The sequence below is a fragment of the Paraburkholderia sp. Ac-20342 genome, from assembly GCF_017104985.1.
Classification (GTDB): Bacteria; Pseudomonadota; Gammaproteobacteria; order Burkholderiales; family Burkholderiaceae; genus Paraburkholderia.
Map to the genome: position 1 here is coordinate 1 of NZ_JAAGPQ010000187.1, position 3,819 is coordinate 3,819.

General features: G+C 59.2%; 3 protein-coding genes and 1 tRNA gene. 3 read left to right on the plus strand and 1 reads right to left on the minus strand.

Annotation, left to right across the window (positions count from 1 at the left end; all coding sequences use genetic code 11):
- Positions 1–537: c-type cytochrome (locus G3N58_RS33490; protein ID WP_206001329.1), on the minus strand; the 537-nt coding region annotated here is incomplete at its 3' end.
- A gap of 289 nt (positions 538–826) precedes the next feature.
- Here G3N58_RS33490 and G3N58_RS33495 point away from each other — a divergent pair.
- The 3 genes from G3N58_RS33495 (at position 827) to G3N58_RS33505 (ending at position 3,624) form a co-directional block, all read left to right on the plus strand.
- Positions 827–902: transfer RNA gene (locus G3N58_RS33495), tRNA-Arg, on the plus strand.
- 85 nt (positions 903–987) lie between these two features.
- Complete coding sequence (locus tag G3N58_RS33500) at positions 988–2,364, plus strand: integrase arm-type DNA-binding domain-containing protein (protein ID WP_346778319.1); 1,377 nt, start codon at positions 988–990, stop codon at positions 2,362–2,364.
- 417 nt (positions 2,365–2,781) lie between these two features.
- Entirely contained in the window at positions 2,782–3,624 is an 843-nt protein-coding gene (locus G3N58_RS33505; RefSeq protein ID WP_206001330.1) for a hypothetical protein, read from the plus strand.
- The last annotated feature ends 195 nt before the right edge of the window (positions 3,625–3,819 follow it).

Consider the following 3,819-nt stretch of genomic DNA (forward strand, 5'->3'; position numbering starts at 1 on the left):
GGCCGCCGCACCGGAAGCCGCTGCCGCGCCGACCGCCGGCTGCGCCGGCTCGGGAAAGCTCGCGCCCGAGTTGTTCGCCATATAGACCACCGCGCGGGCGATTTCGAAGTCGCTGTAATCGTCGGGGCTCGTGCCGCCGCGCGGCGGCATCGCGCCTTTGCCGCTCAAGGCGGTATGCCAGAGCGTGTCGAAACCTTGCGAGATACGCGGCGCCCAGTCGGCGGTATTGGTGAATTTCGGCGCGCCGGCCGCACCCGACGCGTGACACGCGGAGCAGACGGCCTTATAGACTTCCTCGCCGCTCTTGTAGACGCGCGGCGCGTTGGCGTCGCGAATTTCGACCTGCGCCAGTGGATGGATGCGGGCGGCGACTTCGGCGTCGGAGAGGGAGTCGGTGCCGGCGCCCGTGCGCGTCGAGTTATCGACGTAGACCGCGAGCAGAACGATGATGGCGATCGGCACAGCAAACCCGGCGATGACCGCGGCGATGAGCTGTGCAGGGGTTTTGATCGGGGCTCCGTGTGGTGCTTCGCTCATGCTTGTCTCGTCTCCGTGGGTATGTGAGCGGTACAGCGCGACGGCAACTTCTTGTTCTTTATCAGCCACGGACGATTATAGACGCAAGATTTCGGCGGCGGCGAGCGGCCCGAACGGTGTTCAGCAGGCGTTTACCCGAAGCGGGGCGGCCACCCGGATGGCTTCGCGGTGCGCCTCGCCGGCCATCCGGTGGACGGTTCGGATGAAACCGGGTATCCTTGCGGTCTCTCGCTTTGGCGTTGCGGCCGTTCTGGTTGCAGTGCTTTCGCGTAGTTTCCCCCGTGGTGAAGCGCCCGTAGCTCAATGGATAGAGTACTGCCCTCCGAAGGCAGGGGTTGCTGGTTCGATCCCAGCCGGGCGCGCCATCCAGTTGTCCGAAGAAATCCCCTGAAGTCCTGAAAAGCCGCGCCAGATAAGGCGTTGCGGGAAATTTGCGTCCGGGGAAAGCCGGTGAATTCCGAAGAAATCCGGCGTTTGCATATCCCAAAAGTCGTACCCAAAATGGTTGTATCTGGATTTCGCCAATTTGGGTACGAGATCATGGGGCAACTCACTGATTTGAAAGTAAAAAACGCGAAGCACTGCGTGAAGGATTACTTGCTGCCGGATGGCGATGGGTTGTACCTGCATGTGCGGCCGACTCGCAAGGTCTGGTTCTATCGCTACACACGCGACGGGAAAAGCATCAAGCTGTCGCTTGGTCGTTATCCGATTGTGTCGCTGGCGGCGGCGCGCCGGAAAGCGCGAGCGGAAATGGAGCGGCGGGCTGACGGGATCGACCCGCAAAGAGCGAGGCGCGAGAAGCGGGAGCAAGAGCAGGCGTATCGGCTCAACACCTTTGAGCTCACGGCGCGGGAATGGCATAAGGTATCGGAAAAGGATCGTGAATGGTCCGCCGGCTACGCCGAGAAAATAATCCGCTACCTGGAGCTGCACGTGTTTCCATGGGTGGGGCAATTTCCTGTAGGGGAGATCAGGCCGACCGAAGTCGTGCGTTGTCTGCATCGCATCAAAGAGCGCGGCCATCTTGAAACCGCGATGCGGGTGCGCGAGACGATTCAGCATGTGTATCAGTACGCGGTGGATACCGGCGTTCTCGAACCCGCCAAGAATTTTGTGAATGACCGTACCGGTGGGCTCCCTCCTGTGCGCAGCCGCCATTACCCCGCGATCACCGATCCGACGCAGCTTGGACAGCTGATGCGCGATATCCGAGCCTACAACGGACATGTGATTACCCGTGCAGCGTTGCAGCTTGCTCCATTGCTTTTCCAGCGGCCAAGCCAGTTACGTTTTGCTCACTGGGAAGACATCGATCTTGATGGCGCAGTTTGGATCTGTCCGCCGGAAAAGATGAAGATGCGGGAATGGAAGAAGCGTGATAGCCGCACGCCGGCGCATCTGGTGCCGCTTCCGTTACAGGCCATGGAGATCTTGGGGGATTTGCATCCGCTCACCGGGCCGACGGGGCCGATCTTTCGTAGTGTGGCCAAGCGCTCCGAGGCGACGCGCTACATGAGCGAGAACACGATCAATAGCGCGCTACGCACGCTGGGTTACGACACGAAAGAGCAGATCACCGGTCATGGTTTTCGTGCGACAGCTCGAACGTTGATTCGGGAATATCTCGGATGGGACAGGGAGGTGATCGAGCGTCATCTAGCTCATGCGTCGAGCGAGGAGCTAGGCGATAGTTACGATCGCACAACGTTTCTTGAACAGCGCCGCGAGATGGTTCAGTGTTGGGCCGATTTTCTCGACGAACTCGCGGCGGGAAATATTCCGAAGCCTGTTAGGACGCTGAAATTGGTGACCAGGACCGCATGAGGCGGCACTGAGGGTTCCAAAGGCTGGAGATCTTCGGCATTGTTCTGGGCGATCTGCCGGACGATCAATGAATTGAGGCTGCATGGACTTCATCGCATCCCGGACGTTGGCGCGGTGCTTTTGCGCCGGCTTTTCTGGCAGTGGATTGAGACGGCGCACTGCAGTGTCCCACTGCGCCCCGGTAAAGCTTTTCACCACCGACATATTTGTATAAGTCGGGACGTCATCGGACAGATACCGTCAGATCCTGCGAAGGCTGCTCAATCATGTAGGTGGCAAAAGACGGCACCCGAGCCTCTACAGTCGATCGACTAGCAGAACGAGAGGCTCGAAATCAGACGTTCGAGGTCTGCCCCTTCCTAGCCGCTGATTCCTGTACAGTTGTACACAAAAGCGCAACCCTACGAGCTACCTCCGATGCCCGAGAACCTTTACCCAGGACAAGCAACTATCCCCCAGCCGCAGATTGCATCGATGTTTCGCGAAGTTCAATTGGGCATGGCAAAGCACTTGGAGTCGAGCCTGTCTGAGATCTTTTTTCCCCAAGCGAAACGCCCAGACATTCTGGAAAACGGCACTGGATCATTTGTCGATGTTGACGGCGCGAAGTTGCTCGTTAGCAACGAGCATGTGATCAAGAACGAAGGGCTCCACCATTCATTCCCCAACCACGACCGTTACGTGTTAGGCGCCTATCAGAAGTATGCTGTTGCCGAACCCATCGATGTCGGAGCAAGCAGAATAAGGGACGATATCTGGGACATATACGGAGCAGGCGCATTTGCCATACCTCTGAGCCGCTTTGCGCTGAAACACGTTACCTATCCTCACGAGATTCTTTGGACCGCAGGCTATCCTGGTGCACGAGTTAAGCAGCTTGCCGTGACCTACGCAGTCGCACAGGTGCTGTCGACCCAAGAGCACATCTTCCGCGAAGGGGAAGTTCCGCACGAGCTGTTCGACCCGATGTACCACTTCGGTGTTGCGTATAGTCCGGAGAAAGCGCAGCGCATCGACGAGAGCGGTGCATCGAGCAGCCCAGGACTTTCGGATCCCCATGGCCTGAGCGGCAGTCTTGTGTGGAACTCCCGGCGACTGGAGTGCTTCTACGCCGGCCGGCCATGGGACCCTAGCATGAGCCTGGTGACTGGCATGATTTGGGGTTGGCCAAGCAGCGACCACCTGATCGCCACCAAGGTGGAACACTTTCGTGACTTCTTGGCCCTCGCGTCGCGGTTGCCAAGTACTCCGGCCGTGTAAAAGAGCGGCCGCCATGCAGGGGTGTGGCGGGCCTCTCCAAAAGCGGTCGTTGCGGACCGTCCACTTGTGGCCGAGGCCGTGTGGAAACGCCATTTTCGCCGCTTAGGGCGAAGTTGCCGGTCGGGTCGATCAGGTGAGATGCGTCGAGCTTGCGCTAATCGAACATCGCGAGCGCAACGAAGCCCCTCAGGGCCT